Annotated in this window: 24 protein-coding genes; 17 read left to right on the top strand and 7 right to left on the bottom strand. The window is 62.6% G+C overall.

Going from position 1 to position 22,832, the window contains the following annotated elements:
• The first annotated feature begins 22 nt into the window (after positions 1-22).
• On the top strand, positions 23-1,336 hold the full coding sequence (locus tag LB552_RS20065) for an ABC transporter substrate-binding protein (protein WP_411966390.1): 1,314 nt from the start codon (positions 23-25) through the stop codon (positions 1,334-1,336).
• Between the two features lie 102 nt (positions 1,337-1,438).
• Here the strand turns inward: LB552_RS20065 and LB552_RS20060 are convergent, their stop codons facing one another.
• Positions 1,439-2,113 (bottom strand): GntR family transcriptional regulator, encoded by a 675-nt coding sequence (locus LB552_RS20060; RefSeq protein WP_224609671.1) that lies wholly within the window; start codon positions 2,111-2,113, stop codon positions 1,439-1,441.
• Between the two features lie 294 nt (positions 2,114-2,407).
• On the opposite strand from LB552_RS20060, the gene LB552_RS20055 reads away from it, so the two are divergent.
• The 8 genes from LB552_RS20055 to atzF are packed head-to-tail and all read left to right on the top strand — an operon-like array spanning position 2,408 to position 10,560.
• Positions 2,408-3,535 carry a BMP family ABC transporter substrate-binding protein gene (locus LB552_RS20055; protein WP_224609669.1) on the top strand — a complete coding sequence of 376 codons (1,128 nt, stop codon included), beginning with the start codon at positions 2,408-2,410 and terminating at the stop codon, positions 3,533-3,535.
• 57 nt (positions 3,536-3,592) lie between these two features.
• Positions 3,593-4,681, top strand: a complete 1,089-nt coding sequence (locus LB552_RS20050; protein WP_224609831.1) for an ABC transporter permease — start codon at positions 3,593-3,595, stop codon at positions 4,679-4,681.
• Positions 4,681-5,607 carry an ABC transporter permease gene (locus LB552_RS20045; protein ID WP_224609667.1) on the top strand — a complete coding sequence of 309 codons (927 nt, stop codon included), beginning with the start codon at positions 4,681-4,683 and terminating at the stop codon, positions 5,605-5,607. Before LB552_RS20050 ends, LB552_RS20045 begins: the two co-directional genes overlap by 1 nt.
• Positions 5,608-5,622: 15 nt before the next feature.
• The gene (locus LB552_RS20040) at positions 5,623-6,207 is read left to right on the top strand and encodes a cysteine hydrolase family protein (protein ID WP_224609665.1); all 585 of its coding nucleotides are present in this window, start codon (positions 5,623-5,625) and stop codon (positions 6,205-6,207) included.
• Positions 6,208-6,217: 10 nt separating this feature from the next.
• Positions 6,218-7,750: an ABC transporter ATP-binding protein gene (locus LB552_RS20035; protein WP_224609663.1), complete on the top strand. Its 1,533-nt coding sequence runs from the start codon at positions 6,218-6,220 to the stop codon at positions 7,748-7,750.
• Positions 7,750-8,418, top strand: a complete 669-nt coding sequence (locus tag LB552_RS20030) for a cysteine hydrolase family protein (RefSeq protein ID WP_224609661.1) — start codon at positions 7,750-7,752, stop codon at positions 8,416-8,418. Before LB552_RS20035 ends, LB552_RS20030 begins: the two co-directional genes overlap by 1 nt.
• A complete protein-coding gene (locus tag LB552_RS20025; RefSeq protein ID WP_224609659.1) occupies positions 8,411-8,761 on the top strand; it encodes a cupin domain-containing protein in 351 nt (116 codons plus the stop codon). Before LB552_RS20030 ends, LB552_RS20025 begins: the two co-directional genes overlap by 8 nt.
• On the top strand, positions 8,758-10,560 hold the full coding sequence (gene atzF / locus LB552_RS20020) for an allophanate hydrolase (RefSeq protein ID WP_224609657.1): 1,803 nt from the start codon (positions 8,758-8,760) through the stop codon (positions 10,558-10,560). The genes LB552_RS20025 and atzF overlap by 4 nt, the downstream gene beginning before the upstream one ends.
• 85 nt (positions 10,561-10,645) lie before the next feature.
• Here the strand turns inward: atzF and LB552_RS20015 are convergent, their stop codons facing one another.
• Both LB552_RS20015 and LB552_RS20010 read right to left on the bottom strand, forming a co-directional pair.
• Positions 10,646-11,509 (bottom strand): alpha/beta fold hydrolase, encoded by an 864-nt coding sequence (locus LB552_RS20015; protein ID WP_224609655.1) that lies wholly within the window; start codon positions 11,507-11,509, stop codon positions 10,646-10,648.
• A 233-nt stretch (positions 11,510-11,742) separates the two neighbouring features.
• The gene (locus LB552_RS20010) at positions 11,743-11,931 is read right to left on the bottom strand and encodes a hypothetical protein (RefSeq protein ID WP_224609653.1); all 189 of its coding nucleotides are present in this window, start codon (positions 11,929-11,931) and stop codon (positions 11,743-11,745) included.
• Between the two features lie 256 nt (positions 11,932-12,187).
• On the opposite strand from LB552_RS20010, the gene LB552_RS20005 reads away from it, so the two are divergent.
• The 3 genes from LB552_RS20005 (at position 12,188) to LB552_RS19995 (ending at position 13,917) form a co-directional block, all read left to right on the top strand.
• Positions 12,188-12,616, top strand: coding sequence for a CBS domain-containing protein (locus LB552_RS20005; protein ID WP_224609651.1), 429 nt, complete (start codon positions 12,188-12,190; stop codon positions 12,614-12,616).
• Positions 12,617-12,961: 345 nt separating this feature from the next.
• A complete protein-coding gene (locus tag LB552_RS20000; protein WP_095768073.1) occupies positions 12,962-13,399 on the top strand; it encodes a DUF2267 domain-containing protein in 438 nt (145 codons plus the stop codon).
• Positions 13,400-13,446: 47 nt separating this feature from the next.
• On the top strand, positions 13,447-13,917 hold the full coding sequence (locus tag LB552_RS19995; RefSeq protein WP_095768074.1) for a YbhB/YbcL family Raf kinase inhibitor-like protein: 471 nt from the start codon (positions 13,447-13,449) through the stop codon (positions 13,915-13,917).
• A gap of 39 nt (positions 13,918-13,956) precedes the next feature.
• On the opposite strand, the gene LB552_RS19990 is transcribed toward LB552_RS19995, so the two are convergent.
• Genes LB552_RS19990 through LB552_RS19980 form a run of 3 tightly spaced genes read right to left on the bottom strand, consistent with a single transcriptional unit; the run spans position 13,957 to position 16,423 of the window.
• Positions 13,957-15,432, bottom strand: a complete 1,476-nt coding sequence (locus LB552_RS19990; RefSeq protein WP_224609829.1) for an FAD-dependent oxidoreductase — start codon at positions 15,430-15,432, stop codon at positions 13,957-13,959.
• A 1-nt stretch (position 15,433) separates the two neighbouring features.
• Positions 15,434-15,955, bottom strand: coding sequence for a hypothetical protein (locus LB552_RS19985; RefSeq protein WP_224609649.1), 522 nt, complete (start codon positions 15,953-15,955; stop codon positions 15,434-15,436).
• Positions 15,956-15,967: 12 nt separating this feature from the next.
• Positions 15,968-16,423 (bottom strand): hypothetical protein, encoded by a 456-nt coding sequence (locus LB552_RS19980; RefSeq protein WP_224609647.1) that lies wholly within the window; start codon positions 16,421-16,423, stop codon positions 15,968-15,970.
• A 620-nt stretch (positions 16,424-17,043) separates the two neighbouring features.
• On the opposite strand from LB552_RS19980, the gene LB552_RS19975 reads away from it, so the two are divergent.
• The gene (locus tag LB552_RS19975; RefSeq protein ID WP_224609645.1) at positions 17,044-18,378 is read left to right on the top strand and encodes a tyrosine-type recombinase/integrase; all 1,335 of its coding nucleotides are present in this window, start codon (positions 17,044-17,046) and stop codon (positions 18,376-18,378) included.
• Positions 18,379-18,810: 432 nt separating this feature from the next.
• On the opposite strand, the gene LB552_RS19970 is transcribed toward LB552_RS19975, so the two are convergent.
• Positions 18,811-20,205 carry a Do family serine endopeptidase gene (locus tag LB552_RS19970; protein WP_224609643.1) on the bottom strand — a complete coding sequence of 465 codons (1,395 nt, stop codon included), beginning with the start codon at positions 20,203-20,205 and terminating at the stop codon, positions 18,811-18,813.
• On the opposite strand from LB552_RS19970, the gene LB552_RS19965 reads away from it, so the two are divergent.
• From LB552_RS19965 to LB552_RS19950, 4 genes are all read left to right on the top strand, one after another.
• Positions 20,204-20,716 (top strand): hypothetical protein, encoded by a 513-nt coding sequence (locus LB552_RS19965; RefSeq protein WP_318012054.1) that lies wholly within the window; start codon positions 20,204-20,206, stop codon positions 20,714-20,716. The genes LB552_RS19970 and LB552_RS19965 overlap by 2 nt on opposite strands.
• Positions 20,717-20,961: 245 nt before the next feature.
• A complete protein-coding gene (locus LB552_RS19960) occupies positions 20,962-21,432 on the top strand; it encodes an Hsp20 family protein (protein ID WP_140715328.1) in 471 nt (156 codons plus the stop codon).
• A 75-nt stretch (positions 21,433-21,507) separates the two neighbouring features.
• Positions 21,508-22,005 (top strand): Hsp20/alpha crystallin family protein, encoded by a 498-nt coding sequence (locus tag LB552_RS19955; RefSeq protein ID WP_224609641.1) that lies wholly within the window; start codon positions 21,508-21,510, stop codon positions 22,003-22,005.
• Between the two features lie 73 nt (positions 22,006-22,078).
• Positions 22,079-22,825, top strand: a complete 747-nt coding sequence (locus tag LB552_RS19950) for an NADH dehydrogenase ubiquinone Fe-S protein 4 (RefSeq protein WP_224609638.1) — start codon at positions 22,079-22,081, stop codon at positions 22,823-22,825.
• Positions 22,826-22,832 lie beyond the last annotated feature (7 nt).

The raw sequence follows: 22,832 nt of genomic DNA, 5'->3' as shown, positions 1-22,832 counted from the left end.
AGGAGGAGGAACTGATATGAAAATGAAGAAAGTCCTGTTTGCAGCGGTCTCGGCGGGCGTGCTGATGCTCGCAAGCCCGAGCCTTGCAGCGACGGAATTGACGGTGCAGCGCTTTTTCGGTGCCTGCGATGCCGATTTCGGCACCAACACCGATGTCACCAAGGCAGTAGGCGAATGCGGCATCATCACCTCGCTGATCAACAAGTTCAACGCCGACAACCCCGATGTCCACGTCAGCGTCAGCACTGTGGAATGGCCGGGCTACGACCAGCTGACCGCGCAGTTTGCTTCGGGCGAGGCTCCCGACATCGTCACGATCCATGAATCCGCGCTTTCGGATTACCAGTCCAAGGGGCTGTTGATGCCGCTTGACGATCTGTTGAAGTCCGTCGGCGTCACACCCGATTCCTTCACGGACGCGGCGCGCAACGGCGCCACCAAGGACGGCAAGATCTATGGCCTGCCGATCGACAGCTGGACGATGCTCTATCACATCAACATGGATCTGTTCAAACAGGCTGGCCTCGTCAATGCCGACGGCACGCCGATCCTTCCGACGTCGCCAGAGGAGCTGCTCGCCCAGGCCGAACAGTTCAAGCAGAAGACCGGCAAGCCCTACTTCGTTCAGAACCTGGCCAATGAGACCGCGCTCTACACGCGCAATCTCTACACCTATCTCTTCCAACAGAATTCCGATTTCTTCGCCGATCCAAAGCATGTGAAGCTGAACACGCCGGAAGCCAAGAAGGTCGTCGAGATGTACAAGGCGATCTTCGACAAGGACTACACCACCAAGGACCTCGATTACGGCGGCGCGATCAACGCCTTCCTTGCCGGTGGCGGTGGCGTGCAGCTCAACGGCACGTGGGTCGTCGGCGACAACAACGCCCAGTCCGAAACCAAGGGCACGGCCCTTAACAAGGGCGGCTATGCGGTTTATCCGTATCCGCAGCTATTTGCCGGCGCCCACGCGCAATATGCCGATGGCCACACCTGGGCAGTCTCGCAGAAGGACCGCACACCCGAACAGACCGCGGCTATCGGCAAGTTCCTGAAGCTCTTCGCCGACCATGACTTCGATTGGTCGCGCACCGGCCACCTGCCGGCCTACAAAGCCATCATCGCCTCGGACGCCTTCAAGGCACTGCCGCATCGCAATACCATCGCCGCGGTCGCCGATCTCGGCAGGCCGCTGCCGTCGGCGGTACAGCGCCAGTTCGCGATCCAGGACATTGTGGGCGAAGAGATGAGCGCTGCAATCACCGGCCAGAAGGACGTCGATGCCGCACTTGCCGACATGGAAAGCCGCGTCAACGAATTGCTCGCCAACATTTGACCGCAGGTCTCTCGGAAACGCTCTCGATGCCCGCGGCTGGAGACCGTCGCGGGCATTCTTGGTCAATGAAGCAGCACCACTTCTTCGGACCGTCCGCAAATTTCAGGCCACATCCCGCCGTTTTGGCTTGCGATCGTCAGCCGCGAACACCGCGCTCGCCTCGCTGACGATAGAGACATGATCCCTGGCGGCCTTGCCCGCAGCCACGCTGTCTCCGCGCATGATTGCGGTGACGATCAGGTCGTGTTCCTGCCAGGATTTGGCCAGCCGTCCGGGCAGCATGAACTGGGCGCGGCGGAAGGGTGCCAACCGGCTGCGGGTCATCACGGTGAGTTCGTGGATATGCGCATTGTGGGCGCCACGGTAAAGCCGGCTATGGAACTCGGTGTTGAAATACTCATAGTCCTCCTCGGCGCCCAGCTGCACCATCCGCGCCGAAGCCTGGTGCTCGATCTCGAGCCCGCGACGCTCGCTGCTGGTCATGCGCTCGGCCGAGAAGCGCGCGCAGATCGCTTCCAGTTCGGCCATGCTCTCGAACATCGAGGCGAGATGCTCCTGCGTCACGACGGCGACGATAGCGCCCCTGTTGGGTCGCCTCTCGACCAGGCCCATGGCGCTGAGCTGGCCGAGCGCCTCCCTGACAGGGGTGCGTGATACGTCGAAGCGAGCGGCGAGCGCGGTCTCGTCCAGCTTTTCGCCAGGACGCAGGTAGCCGGTGACGATCCGGTCGCCGATCGCCCGGACCATCTGATCCACGGTCGTGCCCGACCTGATCAAGCTGCGCTTCCCCGACAATTTTCCTCCGTCGCGTCTTCTCGTGGAGTCGGCCGACTCGTTGGCCTTTCGACTCAGGCATGCCCTCTATGCCTCTATTTTAATCTGTCTGTCAAATTGGCTACTTTCAAGGCAAAAAGTGCATGCAATTGCCTCCGGCATAGGCATAAGCCTTCGATCTGGTAACTGATTTTATTGGATAAATTCCAAGACATAAACTGGCACGGCGGTTGCATGCACTTTCTTGGACGGCATGTTAACCGACCCGGAAAAGGGTCCCAAAGGGGAGCATTCACTATGACCGACAGATTCATGCTTAACCGCCGCCAACTGCTCAAGACCTCCGCCGCGGGAGCCGCGCTCGGCCTCGCCTCGGCATCCTTTCCGATCAGCCGTGCCTTCGCCGCCGCCGCCACTGTCGGCTTCATCTATGTCGGCCCGAAGGACGACTATGGCTACAACCAGGCGCATGCCGAGGGGGCGGCCGCGCTGAAGGGCATCGAAGGCATCTCCATCGTCGAGGAGGAAAACGTTCCCGAGACGGTCGACGTCCAGAAGACGATGGAATCGATGATCAATCTTGACGGCGCCTCGCTGATCTTCCCAACCTCCTTCGGCTATTTTGATCCGCACATGCTGGCCATGTGCGCGAAATTCCCCGACGTGCAGTTTCGCCATTGCGGCGGCATGTGGGACAAGGCGAAGCACCCGATGAATGCCGGCTCCTATTTCGGCTATATCGGCATGGGCCAGTACCTGAACGGCGTCGTCGCCGGCCACACATCGAAGTCGAAGAAGCTAGGATTCGTCGCCGCCAAGCCCATTCCGCAGGTGCTGCTCAACATCAACTCCTTCCTGCTCGGCGCGCGCTCGGTCGATCCGTCGATCACCTGCCAGGTCATCTTCACCGGCGAATGGTCGCTGGCGGTGAAGGAAGCGGAAGCCACCAACGCGCTGGTCGACCAGGGCGCCGACGTCATCACCTGCCATGTCGACAGCCCGAAAGTGGTGGTCGAGACGGCCGCGGGCCGCGGCGCCTTCGTCTGTGGCTACCACGCCAACCAGAGCCCGCTGGCGCCGGAAAAATACCTCACCGGCGCCGAGTGGAACTGGGCGAAGGTCTATAAGATGTTCGTCGACGACCTCATCGCCGGCACGCCGCTGCCCAATTTCACCCGCGGCGGACTGGCCGACGGCTTCGTCAAGATGAGCCCGCTCGGTCCCGCCGTCGGCGAGCCGGCCCGCAAGCAATTCGACGTCACCCTGGCCGAAATGATGAAGGGCGGCTTCTCTGTCATCAAGGGCCCGCTGAAGAGCAACAAGGGCGCCGTCGTGGCGACGGAAGGCCAAGCCTTCGTCGAGACAGCCATCGAGCTCGAAAGCATGGACTATCTCGTCGAGGGCGTCGTCGGCTCGACCGCCTGAAGCCGAGCGGAGACGGGGACGATGGCCGATACGGTCAGCAGTGCGGAGGCGCCGGCCATGCTCGGCGCCAGGGGATATCCGGCGGCGCTGGAATGGATCGCGCGGCGGGCGGAGGCTTTCGTCATTCCGCTCGCGGCACTTGTCGCCGGCATGGTGCTGTTCAGCCTGTTCATCGCCCTGGTCGGCAAGTCCCCGGTCCTGCTTTACGAGACAATGTGGCGGGGCGGCTTCGGTTCGTGGTTCTCCATCCAGAATTCGCTGTCGCGGGCCGCACCGCTGCTGCTGGCGGCGCTGTGCGTGGCACTGCCGGCGCGGCTCGGCCTCGTCGTCATCGGCGGCGAGGGCGCCATCGTGCTCGGGGGCGTCAGCGCCGCTGCCATAGGCGTGGCGCTGGGCGGCGCGCCTTCCTTCATCGTCATTCTTGCCATGGGCGTGGCGGGCCTGGCCGCCGGCGGCATCTGGATCGGTGCCGTCGGCGCGCTCCGCCACTACCGGGCCGTCAACGAGACCATTTCCAGCCTGCTGATGGCCTACATCGCCATCGCCCTGATGAACCAGCTGGTGGAAGGGCCGCTGCGCGACCCGGCCTCGCTCAACAAGCCCTCGACCCAGCCGCTCGCCGACATCTACCGCATCGGCAACATTCCGGGCATGGAGGTGCATTGGGGGCTTGCCGTCGGCGTCGTCGCCTGCGTGCTCTCCTGGGTGCTGATCGAAAAGACCCGCTGGGGCTTTGCCGCCCGCATTGCCGGCGGCAATGTCAGGGCAGCGCAGGTGCAGGGGCTGGCCGTCGGACCGCTCATCGTCGGCTTTACCGCGCTTGCGGGCGGCTTTGCCGGTCTTGCCGGCATGCTGGAAGTCGCAGCCGTGCAAGGCAGCGCCAACGGCTCGCTCGCCGCCGGCTATGGCTACACTGGCATCCTCGTCGCCTTCCTCGCCCGCCACAACCCACTGGCCATCATCCCTGTCGCCATCCTGCTTGGCGGCATCGACGCATCCGGCGGGCTGATCCAGCGCCGCATGGACCTGCCCGACGCCACCGTGCTGGTGCTGCAAGGCATGCTGTTCATCGTCATCCTGCTCAGCGAAACCCTGTACGGCCGCTTCAAGGCCTTCAATCCCGATTTGTGGCGGAGGGCCTCGTGATGGATGCGACCGGGATCGGCCTCTGGGGCGTGCCACTCGCCATCCTCGGCGGCGCGATCCGCGTGTCGACGCCCTTTATCTTCGTTTCGCTGGGCGAGGCCATCACCGAGCGCTCCGGCCGCATCAATCTGGGGCTGGAAGGCACGCTCGTCTTCGGCGCCATGACCGCATATGCGGTCGCGGTCATGACCAGCTCGCCATGGCTCGGTCTGCTGGCCGCCGCGGCCGCCGGCCTTTGCTTCGGCCTGTTCCATGGCTGGATCTGCAAGTTCCCGAAAGTCAACGACATTGCCATCGGCATTGCGCTGATGCTGTTCGGCTCGGGGCTCGCCTTCTTCTTCGGCAAGCCGTTCATCAAGCCGAAAGCGCCCAATCTTCCGGCCATTCCCTTCGGCGCCTGGTCCGACATTCCGCAGGTGCAGGCGGCACTCGACGTTAACGTCCTGTTCCTGATCGGTGCGGTGCTTTCGCTGGTCCTGTGGTGGGCCTTCCGCAACACCCGCGCCGGCCTCATCGTGCGTGTCGTCGGCGACAGTTCCGATGCCGCGCGCGCCATGGGCCTCAACCCGAACACAGTGCGCCTCATCGCCACCGGCGTCGGCGGCGCGCTGGCCGGCATCGGCGGCGCCTATCTGTCGCTCTACTATCCCGGCAGCTGGACCGAGCGCATCTCGTCCGGTCAGGGGCTGATGGCCGTGGCGCTGGTCATCTTCGCGCGCTGGAATCCGCTCGGCTGCTTTGCCGCCGCGCTTCTGTTCGGCGGCGCCGGAGCGCTCGGACCGGCGCTGCAGTCGGTCGGCGCCACGCAAGGCTACTATTTGTTCTACGCCGCCCCCTACATCCTCACCCTCATCATCATGATCGCCACTTCGTCGCCGACACGCTCGCTAGCAGGCGCGCCGGGCGAATTGTCGATCACCAGATAGCTGGAGTTTTTTGACATGAACGCCAGAGCCGAAATCACCCAGCGCTATATCGACGCCGACCCGTATCCGTGGCCCTACAATGGCGAGCTTCGCCCCGACAACACGGCGTTGATCGTCATCGACATGCAGACCGATTTCTGCGGGCCGGGCGGCTATGTCGACCATATGGGATACGACCTGTCGCTGGTGCGCGCACCGATCGAGCCGATCAAGTCGGTGCTGTCGGCCATGCGCGCGAAAGGCTACACCATCATCCGCGGCGAGCCGGGCTGGGACATTATCCCCGACCTCTACCCGGCCGAGGGCGAGCCGATCATCGACAAGCCCGGCAAGGGCTCGTTCTGCGCCACCGACCTGGAGCTGATCCTCAACCAGCGCGGCATCGAAAACATCGTGCTCACAGGCATCACCACCGATGTCTGCGTGCACACCACCATGCGCGAGGCCAACGACCGCGGCTTCGAATGCGTGATGCTGGAGGACTGCTGCGGCGCGACCGACTACGGCAATCATCTTGCCGCGATCAAGATGATCAAGATGCAGGGCGGCGTCTTTGGCGCGGTGTCGAGCTCGGCGCCCTTCGTCGCCCAGCTGCCGTAAGGAGGCCAGGATGAGCGCGATCACCGGCAACAAGGCCGTCGGCGTCGAGACCATCGGCATGACGATGCGTTTCGGCGCCTTCACGGCGTTGGGCGACGTCTCGATCAAGGTGCCGGCCGGATCGTTCCACGCGCTGCTCGGCGAAAACGGCGCCGGCAAGTCGACGCTGGTCAAATGCATGATGGGTTTCTATCACCCGACCGCCGGCGACATCCTCGTCGACGGCCGCGAGGTGGCGATCGCCAGCCCCAGGGACGCCTCGGCGCTCGGCCTCGGCATGGTCTACCAGCATTTCACGCTTGTCCCCTCGCTGACCGGCGCCGAGAATCTGGTCATTTCGCGTGAGAAGGTTCCCGGCGTGATCGACTGGCGCAAGGAGCGCGGCGAGCTTGCCGTGTTCATGGATCGAATGCCGTTCAAACTGCCGCTCGACGTCAAGGTGGCCGAGCTCGCTGCCGGCGAGAAGCAGAAGCTGGAGATCGTCAAGCAGCTTTATCTCGGCCGCTCCTTCCTGGTGCTGGACGAGCCGACCTCCGTGCTCACCCCCGGCGAGGCGCAGGAAGTGCTTGGCCTGGTGCGCGCCATGACCAGGGCCGGCGACCTGACGGTGCTGATGATCTCGCACAAATTCCACGAGGTGACGGCATTCGCCGACGACGTCAGCGTGCTGCGCAGGGGCAGGCTGACCGGCACTGGCCGCGTCGTCGATCTCGACCGCAAGGCCATGGCGGTGATGATGATCGGCGACCAGCCGATCGCGGTCCTCGACAGCCGCGCCGAGCCCAGGCCGGACGCCGAGATCGTGCTCAAGGTCAAGGCGCTGAAGGCGCCGGACCGCACCGGGCTGAAGTCGATCCGGATCGAGGATCTCGGCGTGCGCGCCGGCGAGATCGTCGGCATCGCCGGCATTTCCGGCAACGGCCAGAAGGAATTGCTCGAAGTGCTGGCCGGGCAGCGTCCCCGCGATGCCGGCGAGGTCATGGTGCGCGGCACCGCCTATGCGGCAACGCGGGCCGAGGCGCGCGCTCTCAATGTGCGGCTCATTCCCGAGGAGCCGCTGAAGAATGCCTGTGCGCCGAAAATGACGGTGGCCGAAAACATTTCTTTCCGCACCTTCGATATCGACGCCAACGGCAAACGGGTGAGCTGGATCAGTGCCGGCGCCATCAGGGCATTCAGCGCCAGGCTGGTCGAGCAGTTCAAGGTCAAGACCGCATCGCTTGCCTCGCCGATCGCCTCGCTGTCGGGCGGCAATGTGCAGCGCGCCGTGCTTGCCCGCGAGCTCACCGGCAAGGTCGACCTTCTGATCGTCTCCAACCCGTGCTTCGGCCTCGACTTCTCGGCCGTGGCCGAAATCCGCGCCCGCATCATGAAGGCGCGCAATGCCGGTGCCGCCGTGCTTCTGATGTCGGAGGATCTCGACGAACTGCTCGAGCTCTCGGACCGCATCTTCGTCATGTCGGACGGTGCGCTGGTCTACGAGACGCCGATTGCGCAGGCCAGTGTCCAGACTATCGGCGAGCACATGGCGGGACATCACTGATGGCGGAAATCGCAGCGCAGCCATTTCCGTTCGCCTTCAAGCCGCGGACCATGGTGCTGGTCGTCATCGACATGCAACGCGACTTCGCCGAGCCCGGCGGCTTCGGCGCCAGCCTCGGCAATGACGTCAGCCGGGTGACCGCGATCGTGCCGACGGTGAAGCGATTGATCGACGGCTTTCGCGCCGCCGGCCTTCCGGTGATCCACACGATGGAGTGCCACCGGCCCGACCTCTCCGACCTGCCGCCGGCCAAGCGCAATCGCGGCAATCCGTCGGTTCGTATCGGCGATGCCGGGCCGATGGGCCGTGTGCTGATCGCCGGCGAGCCGGGCACCGCGATCCTCGACGAGCTTGCGCCGCTGCCCGGCGAGATCGTCATCGAGAAGCCGGGCAAGGGCGCCTTCTATGCGACCTCCTTCGGCGATGACCTGAAAAGGCTCGGCGCCGAGCAGCTCGTCTTTGCCGGCGTCACCACCGAAGTCTGCGTGCAGACGACGATGCGCGAGGCCAACGATCGCGGCTATGAGTGCCTGCTCGCCGAGGACGCCACGGAAAGTTATTTTCCCGAGTTCAAGGCGGCGGCGATCGCCATGATCAGGGCACAGGGCGCCATCGTGGGCTGGACGGCGACGACCGACCAGGTGCTCGAGGGAATTGCCAATGCCTAATCTTGCCTTTGCCGGCCTGCTCGACGGCGGCTGGCGCGATCTGGCGTTCGAGTCTTTCCGCGACGGCATCGGCGTGCACTGGCTGCTGCAGGGCGGGCCGGTCGAGCCGTCCGTCGCGATCCTGAAATACCGGCCTGGCGCCAGCGTGCCGCGCCACCGCCATGCCGGCCTGGAGACCATCGTCGTGCTGGAAGGCACCCAGAGCGACGAGAACGGCGACTATCCTGCCGGCAGCGTGATCCTCAATCCGGTCGGAACCGAGCATTCGGTGTGGACGAAGGACGGCTGTGTCGTGCTGATCCAATGGGACCTGCCGGTGATCATTCTGGGGGAGACGAAATGAGTGATGTCCACTTCGACATAGCGAGCCTGCGCGCCGCCTATCGTGGAGGTGTCGGCGTTGGCGATGTGATCGCGGCGATTTATGCCCGTATCGAGGCTGCCGACGATCCGGGCATCTTCATCCATCTCGCCGCCAGGCCGGATCTGCTTGCCGCGGCCCAAGCGCTCGGCCCGTTCGACCCGGTGGCAAAACCGCTGTGGGGCATTCCCTTCGCCGTCAAGGACAACATCGACGTCGCCGGCATGCCGACGACGGCGGCTTGCGCGCAATACACCAACTGGCCCGACAAGGACGCCACCGTGGTGGCGCGGCTCAAGGCCGCCGGCGCGCTGGTCGTGGGCAAGACCAATCTCGACCAGTTCGCCACCGGCCTCGTTGGTGTGCGCACGCCCTGGCCGATCCCGCGCAACGCCATCGACGCGGAGCTGGTGCCGGGCGGCTCCTCCTCCGGGTCGGCGGTGGCGACGGCGCGCGGCATCGTCTCCTTCGCGCTTGGCACCGACACCGCCGGCTCCGGCCGCATCCCGGCTGGCCTCAACAACATCGTCGGGCTGAAGCCGACCGTCGGTGCGTTGTCGACAGGCGGCGTCGTTCCGGCCTGCCGCACGCTCGACTGCGTGTCGGTGTTCGCGCTGACCGTCGACGACGCCCATGCAGTGTTCTGCGTCGCGGCAGCGCGCGATGCGGCCGATCCCTATTCGCGCGACATCGCCGTCCGGCCGCTCGCCGCGCGCCCGCCTGTGCCGAGCGTCGGCATCCCGGCAAAAGCCGACCGGAAATTCTTCGGCGATGCGGCGATGCAGGCCGGCTTCGAGACCTCGCTCGCCATGCTGTCGCGGCTCGGCTGCCGGCTGGTCGAAATCCCGTTCGGCGATTTCTACGCCACCGCCAACCTCCTCTATGAGGGCGCCTGGGTGGCCGAGCGCTATGCCGCGATCCGCGATTTCATGGAAGCCAACGAAGCCGCCATGCATCCAGTGACGAGCAAGATCATCGGCGGCGCCAGGAAGCTGTCGGCGGCAGACGCCTTCCGCGGCCTCTATGCCTTGCAGGCCTACCGGGCCAAGCTCGCCCCGCTCATCGCCTCGGTCGACCTCTTCTGCGTGCCGACCGCGCCGACGCATTACACCACCGCCGCCGTGCTCGCCGATCCGGTCGAGACCAACAGCCGGCTCGGCACCTACACCAATTTCGTCAATCTGCTCGACATGTGCGGCATCGCCGTGCCGACCGGCACGCGCGATGACGGCCTGCCGATGAGCGTGACACTGCTTGCGGCCGCCGGACTGGACGGCCTTGTGGCGTCCGTCGCGCGCGATCTCCATGCCGCGAGCGGTCTCACCCTCGGCGCGACCGGCTGGGGGCAGCCGAGCGTGCAGCCTGTCGGCGCGTCGGGCGAAGACGGCACGATCGAATTGGTGGTGGTCGGCGCTCACCTCTCGGGAATGCCGCTCAATGGCCAGCTCAAGCAGGCCGGCGCCCGGTTCTGCCGGGCGATGAGGACGGCTTCTTCATACAAGCTTTACCAACTCGCCGGCCAGGCCACGCCCAAGCCCGGACTGGTCCGTGTGGAGAGCGGCGGCACTGCGATCGAGGTCGAAGTCTGGCGGCTGCCTGCCGAGGCCTTCGGCCGCTTCGTGGCCGCCATCCCGCCGCCGCTGGGCATTGGCAACATAGAGCTTGACGACGGCAGCAGCGCCAAAGGCTTCCTGGTGGAATCCGTGGGCTTGCTGGGCGCTTCCGATATCTCGTCATTCGGCGGCTGGCGCCGCTTTCAGTCTGGTCGCGTTCCCGTTTGAATGTGTCGTCAACGGACTCCGCGAACTGCTTTGCATGGAATCAGTGCCGGGTACGTCGTTCGAACGATGACGAAGACGGTGCCGCTCAACGATTGCTATTATGCGCTGCTGCCGACAGTCCCGAACCCGACGCGTGCTGATGCCAGACGTCGAGCACCGCGGCAACGATTGCTTCGGGCGCGTCTTCCTGGACGAGGTGCTTGGCGTTGGAGATAACCGTGAATGACGCGTTTGGAATACGCCTCGCGAGTTCCTCCCCATCCTTCAGCGGGATGAACTCGTCTTCAGCACCCCACAGGATCGTCACTGGGCAGCGAATCTCGCCATAGCGCCATTCGACCTCCTCGCTGTATTTGTCGTCCATTTGAGCGATCTGGCGCCAGAACGCCTTCTGCCCCTCTTCCTCAAGCCAGGGATCGAGATAGAGCCGCATCTCCTCCTCAGCCAAAGTGCGCTTGACCGCCGCGCTGATGTACGCGCGCAGCATGGCCTCATGGACATAGGCAGGCAGTCTGGCGAACACCTCTCCATGCGCTTTCGCCGCCTGCACCAGCGCTGAACCCTGCGGGCTGATCGCGACCGGGTCGATCAATACGAGGCAGCGGTAGTCGACACCGTCAAGCAAATGCGCACGCAGCGCCACCGAGCCACCGAAGTCATGCGCCACGATATCGGGCTGCTCGGCACCCCAATGGTTTACGAGTGCCGCGAACAGGTTGTTCTGAGCGCCGTGCAGGACGTCGCCCTCGGGCTTGGTCGAGCGCCCATAGCCGAGCATGTCGTAATAGAAGACCCGTCTGTGCCGCGCGAGCCATGGCACGATCCGCCGCCATTCGAGCGAAGAGAATGGCGAGCCATGCATGACGACCGCAGGCGGCCCTTCGCCAATGACGCCCCAGGCGATCTCATCACCGTTGAAGTCGAACCGCTCGGGCAACTGCCAATCCATGGCTTTTCTCCTGATCAGATTTCCACTGGGATCGAAATCACTCGTGCTAGCCAGGTAGAATCCGGATTACGGCCGTGAACAACGAATGCACGCAGCGCATTCCCCAGCCCGTGCCCGACTGGCACCTTAAGACAGCATCTGCAGACATCTGGCGGCCATGCATGGGAAATGACCGATGCCATTCACGGGCCGGTGCAAATGATCCCGGGACCCAGTGATCCAAGCCCCGACTGTCAGAACCTCGACGCCGATCTGTCCGAAATCAGATGGCGCAAGAACCATTGAGCCGCGAGATCCGCGACTTCGTCCAGGGCGCCGGGAGGCAGCGCCAATACGATGACGTCGTCGCGCCCGGCAAAGCGAACGAGTTCCCCGGCCAGTCGCCGTCCGGCCTCGCGGCGATCTGTGAAGATGGCAGCCATGACCTTCGATCCGCGTGCATCTGTTTTCCCGGTGTATATTCTTTCAGCCTGTGGCCACTCTCGTGGGATGACCGCGGCACCGGTATCATTTTGGAACTCGCTCGCTGTCTCGACGTTCCAAGAATAGTTCGATCGCGAGGGAGGCGCGTTGGCGCGCGGATCGAGCAGACCGCGATCCGTGTCCGGACGCTTGGCGATCTCGCGTTGCGCAGCAGGAGGCGGGGTGGGCCCCAGCAATCAGAGAGAGGAACATCCCATGCAAGTTCAGGAGATCATGTGCCGTCGGACCGAACTGATCGGCCCGAACACGACGATCAGGGATGCCGCCCGGAAAATGCGGGCCGACAATCTCGGCGCCCTTCCGGTCGGGGAGAATGACAGGCTGGTCGGCATGGTGACAGACCGCGACATTGTGATGCGCGGCGTCGCCGAGGAGCGCTCAGCCGGTAACACGACCGTTCGCGAGGTCATGTCAGAGCATGTCCATTGGTGCTTCGATGACGCCGACATCACCGATGCGGCGAAGATCATGGCCAAGCATCAGGTGCGTCGTCTTCCGGTGATCAACCGCGACAAGCGTCTCGTCGGCGTCATTGCTCTGGCTGACCTCGGGCGGACCGATGAGGAAGCCGCCAAGATCGCCCTCGAAGGCATTTCCGAGGCGACGGACGATCCTCGGCGCTAGAGCAATTCCAGGAAAAGTGCGTAGCGGTTTTCCGTCCGGAATTGCTTAAAAACAAAACTTGGAGCGGTTTGGCGATTCCGTGAAACCGCTGAACCGCTCTAGACGCTCGCCTGAGCGGATGCGGCCATGCGTTCTCCTTCGTCGGGGCTGAACGTCCCCTGCTCAGGCAGCCTTCGGTTTGGCCACTATCGCGCTTATGCGGCGTGTCTTGTCCTTTGCAGCGGGGTTCTTTGGAAGCTCGACAGCCGACAAGAATGCGCATCGGGACATGCCAGCGCGGAACAACGGGCCGGCACGGCTGTTTGGCCAATCCACCCAGTCGGATTTGAACGGAAGGAGATTTCGATGAACGCCACCGGACTCGACGTATTCGACAAGACACTGCAGACCACAAACATCTGGCTCGACGAGATCATGGACGAGATTGGACCGGATCGGCAGGTCGCTTGGCACGTTCTCGGAGCGGTGCTGCACGCCCTGCGCGACCGTATCCAGCCGGATCTTGCAGCCCACCTCGGCTCGCAATTGCCGATTCTGGTTCGTGGCGCCTTCTATGACCGATATCAGCCCTCCAAAGCTCCCGAGAAGGTGCGGTCGCTCGACGAGTTTCTGGCCAAGATCAAGGCGGAGCTTGAGCTCATCCGTCCGCTCGATTCCGAGGATGCATTCAGGGCCGTGTCCAAGGTGCTTGCCCATCATGTCGAAGAAGGACAGATGCACAAGGTCTGGGACTCCCTGCCAGGAGAGATCAGACGGGTCGCCGAAGCTCAGCAAGCGGCGTGAACGGCGCTGGCGCGGGTTTCTCGGTCGCAATCTCCTGGGGAATAGCAATGCCACTCACCCTTATCAGCCCGGCGTTCCCGGCAGGCGGAAAAATTCCCGAAAAGTACGCGCGCGACGGCCAGAACGTCTCGCCGCCGCTGAAGTGGTCTGGTGTTCCTGACGGTACCAAGAGCCTTGTTCTAGTCGTGCAGGATCCCGATGCGCCAAGCGGGACGTTCGGGCACTGGGCGGTCTTCAATATCCCGCCGGATGCCGGCGGACTTGCCGAAGCCGAAGATGGCAAGCCCGGTCCGTCGGCACTCAGGCAAGGCACCAACGATTTCGGCAATGCCAATTACGATGGTCCGCAGCCGCCTGCGGGGCATGGCGTCCACCATTACCACTTTCGGCTGGCCGCGCTCGACGTACCGAGCCTCGGCGTACCGGGACAGGCGGGCGTGCATCAAGTCTGGAAGCAAGCCCAGAAACACGCATTGCAGGAGACGGAGTTGGTCGGAACCTACGAACGGCCAGCATGAGGCCGGCGGCATTGGTCGCCGCCTTCACAGCTGCCGCTTTCACAATGCAATCTGGGCAAGCGGTTTTCGGGCGGGGCCGTGGATGACCGAACCATCGGCGGCAAAGATCGAGCCGTGGCAGGGACAATCCCAGGTGCGGTCGGCATTGTTCCAGGATACGGTGCAGCCTTTGTGGGTGCAGGTCGCCGAAACCGCCCGGAGTGCTCCTTCGGTGTCTCTCCACGCCGCAATCTTTTCGTCTCCCCTTACGATCACGCCACCCATGCCGGGCGCTATATCGTGTGTGCTCGAGACGATCGATTGACTGCGGCCATTCTTGTGGAAGTCTTCGGGATAGGGCCGCGCCGGATCGTAGAGTTTTTGCCATCGGCTTGGGCGGCCGCAGATCAGGTCGGCGATCATCGTGCCCGTGACCGTTCCGTTGGTGATGCCCCAGGCGTTGAAACCCGTGGCAATGTGGAAGCCGGCCGCCTTGGTGGGATCGGGTTCGCCGGCGTATGGGATCCTGTCGGCCGTGTCATAGTCCTCATTGCACCAGCGCCACGCAACGTCACCGACGGGAAGGTTCTTTCTCGCCCATTTTTCCAGTTCGATGAACCGCCTCGCCACGTCGCCATCCCAGCCGGTGTTGAATTTGGGGCCGAGCGCCACCAGCAGTGGACCTTCGGCGTCACGGCCCGTGCGGATGGAATGCGTCGGATCGTCGATGCCGATAAACATGCCGTCGACAGGGCGGGGATCATCGATCCGAAAGGCCATGGCGGTGTGGCAGCGCGGTTGCGTCCGGTTCGCCATGCCGACGGGACTCTTCACCGTCATGTTGGTGGCCACGATGACGTCCCCGGCATCAACGGCGCCGCCATCGGTGACCACGCGCCAGCGGCTTGCCTCGTCGATCGAGGTGGCGCGGCTGTTTTCGAAGATACGACCACCACGGGCTGTCACCGCTGCCGCCAAGCCAATCAGATACATCGTTGGATTGAACTGCGCCTGGTCGGGAAACCGTAATGCTGCGGTCGTTTCGAAAGGCACCGGCGCGCGATCGAGGAGATCGGCCTCCAGTCCGACCTGGCGCGCGGCCTCCGCCTCGGCCACGACCTCCGCGCGCCGGCTTTCACTGCACGTGTAGGTATAGGCGTCCTTGCTATCGAGATCGCAGGCGATGGCGTGGTTGTTGACCCAATCGCGGATTTGTTGCGCGCCAGCGGAATTCGCGTCGGCGTAATCCTGGGCCAACTCCAGGCCGACAGTGTCGATGAGATGACGATAGATCAGCGCATGCTGCGTGGTGATCTTGGCCGTCGAGCGGCCGGTGACCTGGCCGCCTGTCCGCAGGCCTTCGAGGACGACCACCGATCGGCCCGCCTCGCAAAGGCGAAGCGCCGTCGTCAGGCCGACAATTCCAGCCCCCACGACAACGGCGTCCGCACGGAGCGAACCTTCGAGCCGGGGAAAGTCGGTGGCGGTGGCTGCCGCAACCCAACAGCTTCCCGGCTGTCCTAAGAGAATGGCCATTTCAACCGCGTCCCTCGCGTCTCGATGCGCTTCCATCGACAACCGGGCCGGCGGAGGAACGTTCCCGGGGTTCGTCGCTTTCAATCGATCCCTCGCCACCCCTGGCTAGAAAAGCACCGGGAAGGTGCGAGGTGCAGGCCATCACCCAAGTGATCGCCTCGCGGTCGTATTCGTCGCCCGAGCGCCAGTCCTCGAAGAAGGCGTTCAGCCTGTCGATACGCCCCGGCCAGATACCGGCGGCCTGCAGGCCGAGTGAAACGCCGTAATTGGTGAAGGCGAACTTGGTATCGCCCAGCCATGGGGCGCGGCTGAAATAGCCGGGCGGGTCGACCCACATCGTTTCCAGGGTTCGCAGCGAACGCCTCGTCTGCGCCTCTGCCCACGGCTCATCGGGAAAGAAATGGGCGAGCCACAGCATCATGCCCAGGCCGAGGTCCTGCTCGATGTCGAGGGTGCGCCAATCCCGCTCCATCAGGTCGCGCATTTGCGCGATCTCGACCGCCAGCGCGTCCTCACCGAGCATCCGGTAAGAGACCTAGCCGTCATAGGCATCCATGCTGCCGAGACCGTAGCCAGGATATGGGCTGCTCAGATCCTCCTGCATCTTCCAGATCACGCCGCGGCCGGGGATCACAAAGGCTGGGTGAATGTCACGCGCCAGCGCAATGCCCCGCTTGCGGTATTCCGGCTTCAGATCGCCGAGACGCGCCAAGGCGAACAGCCACATCGCCAGATAATGGAAATACTGGCCATCGCGATCCGCCGCCTCGCCGATCCTCAATCCGCGCCGGCGGCCGAGCACATGCTCGACATCGGCCACCAGTCGGTCGGCCGCGCCCAACCAGCGCTCTTCGCCAGTTTCTGTGTAAAGCGAGACATAGAGCACGACGCCGAATGCATCGGTCCAAAGATACCGCAAGCCGTTGGGCCAGATGCCTTCGGCGCGCAGCCAATCGAGTTTTCGCAGGACATAGTCGACGTCATGCAACATTGAGCCAAAGTCCTAAAGCTGGCGAAACTGGCCGGTATTCGGCGCCGCGCGATTGCGAGCATGCCGAATTTCGAGCTCTCCTCGGTCCGGTTGATCTGGCCAATATCGCGAAACGATCTGATCGGCGGCGGGTTCCTTGGCCGCTTTGCCCGCCGACCGGATATCCTCGTCCTGATCACGAGTTTCGGGTCCAGGCACTCATAGCGGGATGTGCGAGGTTGCCAGGCGTTTCGGGCGTTTCGATCGGGGAGGCAAGGTTGCGACGCCGCCAAATCCGAATTGAGGCTGGCGAGGCCGCAGCCGAGCGCGGTTCTCAGCGCTTACGCCGCTCAACCCGAACGACTTCAGCTAAGCAAAGCCTAGTGCTAACTGCCTGTTATACAATGAGAAACTGGCGCACCCGACAAGATTCGAACTTGTGACCTCTGCCTTCGGAGGCCGATTTAGCCAGTCTTTCAATAGCTTCTGTTTCTACGATATCGTTCGCTAAGCTACTACGACGACTGACTTTTTGTCGACCCAAAAACCGAAGCCAGTATCCTACCGCAGGCCGGAGTTTCCGTCCGGGTGCTTCCGTGGTGCTTCCGCGGGATCACTTCGACAGAACCCTGAGGTGTGCGATGGCTAAGCTGAACAAACGAACCGTGGATCAAGCGGGACCGGGAAAGTCGGACTACTTCCTTTGGGATGATGAGTTGCCTGGCTTTGGGCTGCGCGTGTTTTCATCCGGTAAGCGCAGCTACCTCGTGCAATATCGAGCTAAAGGTCGGACCCGCCGATTCACCATCGGTCCCCACGGGGTCTGGGCACCAGATGCGGCCCGAAAGGAGGCCCGCATATTGATCGGTCGGATCGCGCAAGGCGACAATCCTGCGGAAACGAAACTTCTCGACGCCAAAACGATTACCGTCAGAGAGCTTTGCACCCGATATTTGGCTGATTGTGAAGCCGGACTTGTACCTGGCAAAGGCGGTCGCCCCAAGAAGCCGTCGACTATGGAGATCGACCGTAGCCGTATAAAGCGCCACATCCTTCCGCTCCTCGGGAACCGGAGAGTGACCGAGATCACCATGGCAGACATTGCCAAATTTCTGCGCGACGTTGCCAACGGCAAGACCCGAACCGACATCAAAACGAAGAAGCGTGGCCGAGCGATCGTTCGCGGAGGCATTGGCACCGGCTCGCGCGGCGTCGGTCTTCTCGGCAGCATCTTCTCCTATGCAGTTAGAGAAGGGATCATCGAAAAGAATCCGGTTCACGGCTTTCGTAAGCCAAAAGATCGCGTCCGTGACCGTCGCCTGACCGAGCGTGAGTATAGAGCGTTAGGCAAGATTCTCGCGGACGCCGCTCTCGACCCGCAGTTTTCAACGGCCACGAAAATGGTTCGAGCCCTCGCTATGACAGGATGTCGACGAGGCGAGATCATCAATCTTCGAATGGGCGAGATCGATGTTCAGCGCAGTTGCATCAGGCTTGAGGACTCCAAGGAAGGTGCGTCGACTCGGGCTATCGGCCTGCCTGTGGTCGAGTTGCTCAAGCCACTATTGTCCGGCGATGAGGCTGATTTTGTTTTTCCTGGCACGGAGGAAGGGAAGCCATTGGTCGGCTTCCCCAAGCTATGGCAAAAGCTCGTCAAAGACACGCCGCTTGAAAGCGTGACACCCCACGTGCTTCGTCACAGCTTCGCGAGCGTGGCAAACGATCTCGGCTTTACCGAGTCGACCATAGCTGCATTGGTGGGACATTCTCGCGGAACGATCACAAGCCGCTACATCCACACGGTAGACATTGCGCTCGTAATGGCAGGTGACACAGTCGCTAGCTACATTCAGGCTTTGCTCGATGGAGCGAAGTTCGAGCGCGCAAATTATGCGCTCGATCACAGTGCGCGCAAGGATGCCATGCGGAAGTTCTTGACGACGGCTGTAGGGTCCACCGGTACTAAGATGTCGTGACGGTGCAATTGCGCAACATCTTACGAGTTGGTGGTCGCTTTGCGTACATGCACTTCGTGACAGGGACCCAGAGGTCGCCTCCCGAGGCATTATCTTTGCTCGATTCGACCTCGTCGCGATTCGAGCGTTGGAAAGAACGCCGTGACGATGCCTCAACATTTGAAATGTCTTGCTGGATGGGCACGGGGAGCCGCGACCCGAAGACGTAATTGACAAGGACGGCGAGGTCGTAGGGACTTGGTCACGTGTCGAAGACGTCTTCTACAGTTTCACCTCAAAGGGAGCAGCGGAACACCTCCTCTCTCGCCGTTCACTAAGCCGGGATTGTCGGAATTTGGTCAGCCTCTAACCGCGACCTTGCCTTGAGCAGCCGTGAGGGCGGCCATCAAGGCCACTTCTTCGTCACCGTGGCTGGCCTGACGCAGCGCCGCGTCAGGAAACGGCCACTGCAACGAAAAGCGATTGTCCTTGCCTTTCGATGCGGAACAAGATGGGCTTTTTCTGCTGGCGGGATTTGGTCCACTCTTGCTGGATGTCAGAAGGCTGCGTCACGTTGCGGTTGTTGGCCGAGATGATGACGTCCCCAGGCCGAAGGCCGTTCTCCGCAGCGAGGCTATTTGGCGCCACTTCCTGGATGAAGACTCCGGTCGTACCCGGCTGGAGACCGAGTTGTTGACGCGCTTCGTCAGGAATGGGGCTGAGCGACAATCCGAGCGGTTGGTCCGCCGCTTCCGGACTCGGAACTGCACCGGTCTGCACCTCCTCGTTCTTGCGTTGACCCACAGTGAGCTCCACCTCCTGCTGGGAGCCGCCGCGGTTCCTTGTCAACGTCGCTTTCGACCCTGGCTTTTCGTTCGCTGCCGCCAATGTCAAGTCATGGACGCCCTGGATATCTTTGCCGTTGAACCGGGTGATCACGTCCCCCGATTGCAAGCCGGCCTTCTCCGCCGGACTGCCGGGCTCGACCGAGGCGACCAGCGCTCCCTTGGTGCTTGATATGCCAAGTGACTGGGCAAGCGGCGGCGTCACCTCCTGGAGACGCACTCCGATGAACCCGCGCTCGATGCGGCCGGTGCGGATCAGCTGATCAGCAACGCTTCGTGCAGTTCGGGAGGGCACGGCGAACCCGATGCCTATGCTGCCGCCGGACGGAGAGACGATGGCCGTGTTGACCCCGATCACTTCGCCGCGCGCGTTAAACAGAGGGCCGCCGGAATTGCCTCTATTAATCGAGGCGTCTGTCTGAAGGAAATCGTCGTAAGGGCCAGCTTGGATGTCGCGCGAGCGGGCGGAAAGAACGCCGACGGTAACGGTTCCCCCGAGCCCGAAGGGACTGCCAATCGCGATCGTCCAGGCCCCCGGCTGCATTGCGTCAGAGTCACCCCAGGCGGTGGCCGTCATGTTGGGGCGTGGATCGACCTTCAGCACCGCAATGTCGGTCGCTGGATCGCGGCCCACAAGTCGCGCGGGCGAAGTCTCCCTATCGGAGAATACGACGTGGATTTCGGTGGAGTCGGCCACGACATGATTGTTGGTGACGATGTAGCCCTCGGGACTGACCACGAAGCCGGAGCCAAGAGCTTCTCGCACCTGCGGCTGGGCAGGCCCGCGGCTGTCGAAGGGGTTGAGAAAGTCGTCGAGCATCGTTTGGTCCTGGATGATCTGCCTCGTCGTGATCGCGACCACGGCCGCCAGTTTCTGACGCACGATTGCGCTGAAGTCGTTCGGAATTTCCTGTGCTGAAACTGGAGCAAAGCCGGCAGCCGTGAGCATCAAAATTCCTGCGACGAAGCCAATGCAAAGTCGCTTCCCGGAAATGTAAGACATGATTGGTTCTCCTGCCCGACCGCCCTGGCGCTGCTGCGCGAACCCAAGAACTGACATTCACGCCGATTGTTTCACCGGTTTGAAAAAATGTTTATGGTGGGCTGAACTGCGGGGATGTGGCCTTGCGGGGCCATTGAAATTTGCTCGAAACTCTCCAAAATTTCAGCTGATGGAAATCGCGAGAGAGCCACCAAACTCTGATGCTTTTCTTGACCGGTTACTCCATACGGCACGGCATTTCGAGCGACCCCAGGACGTGCTGACCGACGTGACGCTGGACGTCCAGGAGAAGCGTGCAATCCTTTCGTCATGGGCATCGGATGCATGTGCAGTGGAATCGGTGCCGGCGCTGCACATGCCGCCGGGAGCAACCGAACCGGTCAGCTTCGATGCCATCATGGATGCGTTGCGCCAATTGGATCAGTTGGAGAAGCTTCCCGGCACCGGTCGCGGTCGTGAGATCGACAGCATTGCGGTCACCAGTCTTGCAGCATCCGTCGATCGACTTTGAGTGGAGCGCAGCCACGCTCTTCATCCGAGGCATCCGCCCGCCGGCGAGGATTCGCTGGCGGGGATAGACGTGTTCTCTCAGCGACCATTCGTCTGGCTGAAAATTTTCCTATAGGGCCCTTGAACGTGTAAATCACTGTTATAAATGTTGATCACCGGCCGCCACATGGGGCCGGCACAAGTCCAGGAGGCGCCAAGGCTCTTGGCGTCTTCTTGTATCCATGTTGCTCGAAGGAGGATGTGGCTATGAGGACAAACCTCGATTTCACCCCTCTGTTCCGGTCCAGCATCGGCTTCGACCGGATTTTGAACATGCTGGAAAATGCGAGCCGTGTCACTGCGATAGACAATTGGCCGCCCTATGACATCGCCAAGGCTGGTGAGGACGCCTATCGCATCACCATGGCGGTTGCCGGCTTCTCGCAGGAACAGCTGACTATCACTCATCAACCTAACCTGCTGGTTGTGAGCGGGTCGCAATCTAGCGATGATGACGGCCAGTATCTCTATCGCGGCATTGCCGGGCGTGCCTTCGAGCGTCGGTTCGAACTGGCCGACCATGTGCAAGTCGTCGGCGCCAGCTTGGACAATGGGCTGCTGAACATCGATCTCAAGCGCGAGCTTCCCGAAGAGATGAAACCGCGCCGGATCGCCTTCGCAGGCAGTCCGGCAAAGGCAGCGCCGAGGCAGATCGACGCCGAAAAGAACGCTGCCTGAAGTCAGAGTGAATCAGAAGCGACAGGCACCGGTAATCGCCCGGTGCCGCGCGGTTGAACGTGGAGGTGAATAACCATGAACGTGCGTGACCTTATTCCGTGGGGCCGCAACAGCAACAACCAGGCCCCTAGCATCTATAGCGGTGGCGACCCGTTCCTGTCGCTTCACCGCGAGGTAAACAGGCTCTTTGATGATATGTTGAGGAGCTTCGAGACGCGCTTGCCTGCTGTGGGACAGCTTTCGCCCTTCGATGGGGGCTGGCCGAAGGTGGAGATTTCGGAGACGGACAACGAGCTTCGCGTCACCGCCGAGGTTCCTGGCATGGAAGAGAAGGACATCGAAGTCCTGCTCGACGAAGATGTGCTGACCCTGCGTGGCGAAAAGCGGTCGGAAACCGAGGAGAAGGATTACTCCGAGCGCTTCTACGGTCGCTTCGAGCGGCGCATACCCCTCGGCTATGAGGTCGAGGACGACAAGGTCAAGGCGTCCTTTGCCAATGGCGTCCTGATCCTGACGCTGCCGAAGAACCCGAACGCGCAGTCGAAGGTGAAGCGCATCCCGATCACCCACTGACGCATGGACCAAGTCGGAGGCGGCAGCCCGCTGCCTCCGGCGCATCCTTCGCCAAAAATGGGAGGGATGAGTGATGCAGAAGCAAGAAAGAAAAGTCACACCAGTCGTAGAAAATCTCGGACCGGCAAACGAGAAACGCGGGCGAGCGCCGTCGCTCGGGCGATCCGAGTTCCCGCGTGATGCCGTCGCGCGGATCTACAAGCCTTGCCGCTCAGTCATGACCTCAAGCCGTGCGCGGCCGAAAGGGTGGCGGCTGTTGTTCGAGCGGCGTACTGCGCCGGTCATTGAACCGCTGATGGGCTACACCGCAAGTGGTGACACGCTGACCCAGGTGGAGCTCGATTTTCCAACGGCTCAGGCGGCCATCGACTATGCCGAACGGCAGGGGCTTGCCTACGCTGTTCAAGGAAGCCCGGCGGCCGAAAAGTCCAGTGTCGAATCGTCTGACACGGACAACCCGCTGCAGGCCGGCGCAGACGTTGTCTGGAACCGCCTCCAGTTGGCTTTGCTGCAAAGCAGCCACGGCGCAGTTTCGCAGGCGCCGCATTATGGACCGGCGCTGACGGACCCGGAGGCGCTTTATGCATCGCCGATGGACGTGGTCGTCGATCCTCTTCTGACAGCCGACGAGAAACGCGCAATCCTGCGAAACTGGGCGTGGAACGAGTATCTGGTCGATCTCGCCACGGCCGAGGGGATGCCGGAAAACGCGCGTCCGACGCGGCTGGACGAAGTGGAATTGGCCCTGCTCGCGCTGGAGCCAGTTACGGCAGCGAACCTGGCCGTTTCTATTCCTGAACAGAAGCAGAAGGCAATGTGAGGGTCGT

Source organism: Mesorhizobium sp. CA7, from assembly GCF_020165015.1.
Lineage (GTDB): Bacteria > Pseudomonadota > Alphaproteobacteria > Rhizobiales > Rhizobiaceae > Mesorhizobium.
The sequence above is the reverse complement of the archived record's forward strand: the minus strand, read 5'-3'. Positions and strand labels throughout refer to the sequence as shown.

Excerpts from the sequence above, each read along its gene's own strand:
- LB552_RS20035 (WP_224609663.1), top strand. The coding sequence starts at position 6,218 with ATGAGCGCGATCACCGGCAACAAGGCCGTCGGCGTCGAGACCATCGGC.
- LB552_RS19990 (WP_224609829.1), bottom strand. The coding sequence starts at position 15,432 with ATGGCCATTCTCTTAGGACAGCCGGGAAGCTGTTGGGTTGCGGCAGCC.
- LB552_RS19950 (WP_224609638.1), top strand. The coding sequence starts at position 22,079 with ATGCAGAAGCAAGAAAGAAAAGTCACACCAGTCGTAGAAAATCTCGGA.
- LB552_RS20015 (WP_224609655.1), bottom strand. The coding sequence starts at position 11,509 with ATGGATTGGCAGTTGCCCGAGCGGTTCGACTTCAACGGTGATGAGATC.
- LB552_RS19975 (WP_224609645.1), top strand. The coding sequence starts at position 17,044 with ATGGCTAAGCTGAACAAACGAACCGTGGATCAAGCGGGACCGGGAAAG.
- LB552_RS19995 (WP_095768074.1), top strand. The coding sequence starts at position 13,447 with ATGCCACTCACCCTTATCAGCCCGGCGTTCCCGGCAGGCGGAAAAATT.
- LB552_RS20005 (WP_224609651.1), top strand. The coding sequence starts at position 12,188 with ATGCAAGTTCAGGAGATCATGTGCCGTCGGACCGAACTGATCGGCCCG.
- LB552_RS20065 (WP_411966390.1), top strand. The coding sequence starts at position 23 with ATGAAGAAAGTCCTGTTTGCAGCGGTCTCGGCGGGCGTGCTGATGCTC.
- LB552_RS19965 (WP_318012054.1), top strand. The coding sequence starts at position 20,204 with ATGATTGGTTCTCCTGCCCGACCGCCCTGGCGCTGCTGCGCGAACCCA.
- LB552_RS19960 (WP_140715328.1), top strand. The coding sequence starts at position 20,962 with ATGAGGACAAACCTCGATTTCACCCCTCTGTTCCGGTCCAGCATCGGC.
- LB552_RS20055 (WP_224609669.1), top strand. The coding sequence starts at position 2,408 with ATGACCGACAGATTCATGCTTAACCGCCGCCAACTGCTCAAGACCTCC.
- LB552_RS19955 (WP_224609641.1), top strand. The coding sequence starts at position 21,508 with ATGAACGTGCGTGACCTTATTCCGTGGGGCCGCAACAGCAACAACCAG.
- atzF (WP_224609657.1), top strand. The coding sequence starts at position 8,758 with ATGAGTGATGTCCACTTCGACATAGCGAGCCTGCGCGCCGCCTATCGT.
- LB552_RS20045 (WP_224609667.1), top strand. The coding sequence starts at position 4,681 with ATGGATGCGACCGGGATCGGCCTCTGGGGCGTGCCACTCGCCATCCTC.
- LB552_RS20000 (WP_095768073.1), top strand. The coding sequence starts at position 12,962 with ATGAACGCCACCGGACTCGACGTATTCGACAAGACACTGCAGACCACA.
- LB552_RS20030 (WP_224609661.1), top strand. The coding sequence starts at position 7,750 with ATGGCGGAAATCGCAGCGCAGCCATTTCCGTTCGCCTTCAAGCCGCGG.
- LB552_RS20025 (WP_224609659.1), top strand. The coding sequence starts at position 8,411 with ATGCCTAATCTTGCCTTTGCCGGCCTGCTCGACGGCGGCTGGCGCGAT.
- LB552_RS20050 (WP_224609831.1), top strand. The coding sequence starts at position 3,593 with ATGCTCGGCGCCAGGGGATATCCGGCGGCGCTGGAATGGATCGCGCGG.
- LB552_RS19985 (WP_224609649.1), bottom strand. The coding sequence starts at position 15,955 with ATGCTCGGTGAGGACGCGCTGGCGGTCGAGATCGCGCAAATGCGCGAC.
- LB552_RS20010 (WP_224609653.1), bottom strand. The coding sequence starts at position 11,931 with ATGGCTGCCATCTTCACAGATCGCCGCGAGGCCGGACGGCGACTGGCC.
- LB552_RS19980 (WP_224609647.1), bottom strand. The coding sequence starts at position 16,423 with ATGTTGCATGACGTCGACTATGTCCTGCGAAAACTCGATTGGCTGCGC.
- LB552_RS19970 (WP_224609643.1), bottom strand. The coding sequence starts at position 20,205 with ATGTCTTACATTTCCGGGAAGCGACTTTGCATTGGCTTCGTCGCAGGA.
- LB552_RS20040 (WP_224609665.1), top strand. The coding sequence starts at position 5,623 with ATGAACGCCAGAGCCGAAATCACCCAGCGCTATATCGACGCCGACCCG.